Below are 3556 nucleotides of genomic sequence, written 5' to 3' on the forward strand. Positions count from 1 at the left end.
CCGGTACGCCACCGCGCCCCGGGCGCCGATGTCCCTTCACACCTCGTGTCCGGTGAATGCCGGATCGTTATCCTCAATTCTCGCTCAGATCTGCTGACGGTCATCGCACTGCGTCACTAGTGTCCTAGCCACCCGAGGAGGACGGAGCTAGAGCCGATGAGCGGAGTTTCAGTGACGAAGGCCGCCGAGGACGCGATACCCGAGGCGAGCGACCTTGTCGTTCTGAGCGACGTCAACAAGCACTTCGGCGCGCTGCATGTGCTCCAGGACATCGATCTGACCATCGCCCGGGGCGAGGTCGTGGTCGTCATCGGGCCGTCCGGGTCCGGCAAGTCCACGCTGTGCCGCACGATCAACCGCCTGGAGACCGTCGACTCGGGATCGATCACGATCGACAGCCGGCCGCTTCCGCAGGAGGGCAAGGAACTCGCCCGCCTGCGTGCCGATGTGGGCATGGTCTTCCAGTCGTTCAATCTCTTCGCGCACAAGACCGTGCTGGAGAACGTCACGCTGGGCCAGACGAAGGTCCGCAAGACGGACAAGAAGGCCGCGGAGGAGAAGGCCCGGGCGCTGCTCGACCGGGTCGGCGTGGGCGCACAGGCTGACAAGTATCCGGCACAGCTCTCCGGAGGCCAGCAGCAACGCGTCGCCATCGCGCGGGCGTTGGCGATGGACCCGAAGGTCATGCTCTTCGACGAGCCCACGTCGGCGCTCGACCCGGAGATGATCAACGAGGTCCTTGAGGTCATGCAGCAGCTCGCCCGGGACGGCATGACGATGATCGTCGTCACCCACGAGATGGGCTTCGCCCGCTCCGCCGCCAACCGCGTGGTCTTCATGGCGGACGGGAAGATCGTCGAAGAGGCGACGCCCGACCAGTTCTTCAGCAACCCCCGCAGCGACCGGGCCAAGGACTTCCTGTCGAAGATCCTTCACCACTGACGACAACGACCGACGACAGAAGGAAAGTTCAGATGCAGCTCCGCAAGTCGGCCGCCCTCGCGGCCATCGCCGTCATCGCTCTGACCGCCACCGCCTGTGGGGGCAAGGAAGGTTCGGCCGGCGACAAGCCCGCCGGTACCAAGCCCGGCGCCTCCGAGGCACCCGCCCTTCCTACGTACACCGTCGCCACCGGGGTCGACCTGGACTCGCCGGCCTTCAAGGAGGCGAAGTCGCGCGGCAAGCTGATCATCGGCGCCAAGGCCGACCAGCCGTACCTGGGCTTCGAGGACCAGTCGACCAAGGTGCGCTCCGGCTTCGACATCGAGATCGCCAAGATGATCGCCGCCGATCTCGGGTTCTCGGAGAAGCAGATCGAGTGGAAAACCGTCGACTCCGGCATCCGTGAGACGGCGATCTCCAAGGGCCAGGTCGACTACTTCGTCGGTACGTACACGATCAACGACAAGCGCAAGCAGCTGGTGGGCTTCGCCGGTCCGTACTACAAGGCGGGCGCCGACCTGCTGGTGCGCTACGACGAGTCGGCCATCACGGGCACGGACACGCTGAAGGGCAAGAAGGTCTGCTCGATCGTGGGTTCCACCCCGCTCCAGGAGATCAAGAAGCCCGAGTACGGCGCGAGCGTCGTCGAGCTGGCCAAGTACTCGGACTGCGTGCAGCAGCTCCTGACCAACCAGGTCGACGCGGTCACCACCGACGACTCGATCCTCAAGGGCTACGCGGCGCAGAACCCCAAGAAGCTGAAGGTCATCGGCAAGCCCTTCACCGAGGAGCCCTACGGCGTCGGCCTGAACAAGGACGACAAGGTGCTGCGGGACGCGATCAACGACTCGCTGGAGAAGCACATCCAGGACGGCACGTACAAGAAGATCTACGACGCCACCCTGGGCCTGTCCGGTTCGGAGTACACCGCGCCGCCGGCCATCGAGCGCTACTGACGGCGCGCCGCCCGGCGTCACTTCCCCGACGCCGGGCGGCATCGCCCGCCCGACCCGTCCCGCACGCGCCGCCGCCCACCGGCGCGGCCGTGCGTGACTCCCCCGCCCCGATGCCGCTGACAGCCGACGCGGAGACCTCATGAACGTACTGCTCGACAATTTTCCGGAGTTCCGCGACGGCTTCATAGGCACGGTGTCGATCACGGCCGTCAGCTCGGTCATCGCACTGGTGCTCGGCGTCGTCCTCGCCGGCATGCGGGTTTCACCGGTGCCGCCCCTGCGGTTCTTCGGCACGGCCTGGGTGACGTTGCTGCGCAACACCCCGCTGACGCTGCTCTTCCTGATCTTCTTCTTCGTCGTACCGCAGGTGTTCCTCTCCGGCCTGAGCCCGTTCGTCCTCGGGTCGCTGGCGCTGGGCTTCTACACCTCGTCATTCGTCTGCGAGGCCGTCCGCTCCGGCATCAACACCGTGCCGCTGGGCCAGGCCGAGGCCGCCCGCTCGATCGGCATGTCGTTCCCGCAGACACTGCGCCTCGTCATCCTGCCGCAGGCGACCCGCTCCGTGATCCCGCCGCTGAGCAGCATCTTCATCGCACTCACGAAGAACTCCGCCATCGCCGGAGCCTTCAGCGTCTCCGAACTCTTCGGCTGGCAGAAGCTCATGAGCGACCGGGGTTACTCGATCACCCCCGTCTTCATCTGGGTCGCCCTCGGCTACCTGGTCGTCACCTTTGTCATCAGCGGTCTCTTCCGGCTGCTGGAGCGCCGTATGGAGGTCGCCCGATGAGTGCCAGCGTTCTCTACGACGCGCCGGGTCCGAAGGCCACCGTACGCAACCGCGTCTACGCGGTCATCGGCGCCGCCGCCATCGTGGCGCTGATCGTCTTCGCCGTCGTGCGGCTGTCGGACACGGGCAACCTCGCACCCGAGATGTGGGACATCTTCAACTACTCGGGCATCCGGCAGAACATCGCCGACGGCGTGGTGGCCACGCTCAAGGTCTTCGGACTGGCGGCGGTCGGCTCGGTCGTCCTCGGTGTGGTGCTCGCGGTCGGCCGTCTCTCCGACCACCGGCCGGTGCGCTGGCTCGCCACCACCTTCATCGAACTGTTCCGCTCCATCCCGCTGCTCATCACGATCTACGCGATCTGGGTCGGCTTCCTGACCGACTACTCGATGTGGGCGCTGGCGCTGGGCCTCTCCGTCTACAACGGCTGCGTCCAGGCCGAGGTGCTGCGGGCCGGGATCAACTCGGTCCCCCGGGGCCAGAGCGAGGCCGCGTACGCGCTGGGCATGAGCAAGACCCAGGTGATGCTCGGCGTGCTGATGCCGCAGGCCGTGCGGGCGATGCTGCCGACGATCATCAGTCAGCTGGTGGTGACCCTCAAGGACACCTCGCTCGGCTACATCATCCTGTACCCGGAGCTGCTCCAGACGGCGCGTCTGATCGCCTCCAACACCCTGGTGAACGGTACGTACCCGTACGTCTCGACGATCGTCGTCATCGGCGCGCTCTACGTGACGATGTGTCTGCTGCTCTCCGCGCTCGCGACCTGGATCGAGAAGCGCGGCCGGCGGGCGAAGACCGGCATCGCCGTGGCATCGGCCGCGCCGGCCGGCGGGATCGACGCGCCCGTCGCGGCGCTCGGCGTCCCGGC

4 protein-coding genes are annotated in these 3556 nt (G+C 66.7%); all 4 read left to right on the forward strand.

The window, feature by feature from the left end; all coding sequences use genetic code 11:
• Positions 1-156 precede the first annotated feature (156 nt).
• Positions 157-942: an amino acid ABC transporter ATP-binding protein gene (locus ACWD3D_RS34745; protein WP_451464680.1), complete on the forward strand. Its 786-nt coding sequence runs from the start codon at positions 157-159 to the stop codon at positions 940-942.
• Between the two features lie 32 nt (positions 943-974).
• Positions 975-1898 (forward strand): glutamate ABC transporter substrate-binding protein, encoded by a 924-nt coding sequence (locus ACWD3D_RS34750; RefSeq protein ID WP_451464681.1) that lies wholly within the window; start codon positions 975-977, stop codon positions 1896-1898.
• Between the two features lie 139 nt (positions 1899-2037).
• A complete protein-coding gene (locus tag ACWD3D_RS34755; protein ID WP_451464682.1) occupies positions 2038-2685 on the forward strand; it encodes an amino acid ABC transporter permease in 648 nt (215 codons plus the stop codon).
• A partial coding sequence (locus tag ACWD3D_RS34760) for an amino acid ABC transporter permease (protein ID WP_451464683.1) occupies positions 2682-3556 on the forward strand: 875 nt, incomplete at its 3' end. The genes ACWD3D_RS34755 and ACWD3D_RS34760, both read left to right, overlap by 4 nt.

It is taken from the genome of Streptomyces sp. NPDC002690, assembly GCF_053592415.1.

What these genes read in the sequence shown, in the direction of transcription:
- ACWD3D_RS34745 (WP_451464680.1), top strand. Translation starts at nt 157, where the DNA reads ATGAGCGGAGTTTCAGTGACGAAGGCCGCCGAGGACGCGATACCCGAG.
- ACWD3D_RS34750 (WP_451464681.1), top strand. Translation starts at nt 975, where the DNA reads ATGCAGCTCCGCAAGTCGGCCGCCCTCGCGGCCATCGCCGTCATCGCT.
- ACWD3D_RS34755 (WP_451464682.1), top strand. Translation starts at nt 2,038, where the DNA reads ATGAACGTACTGCTCGACAATTTTCCGGAGTTCCGCGACGGCTTCATA.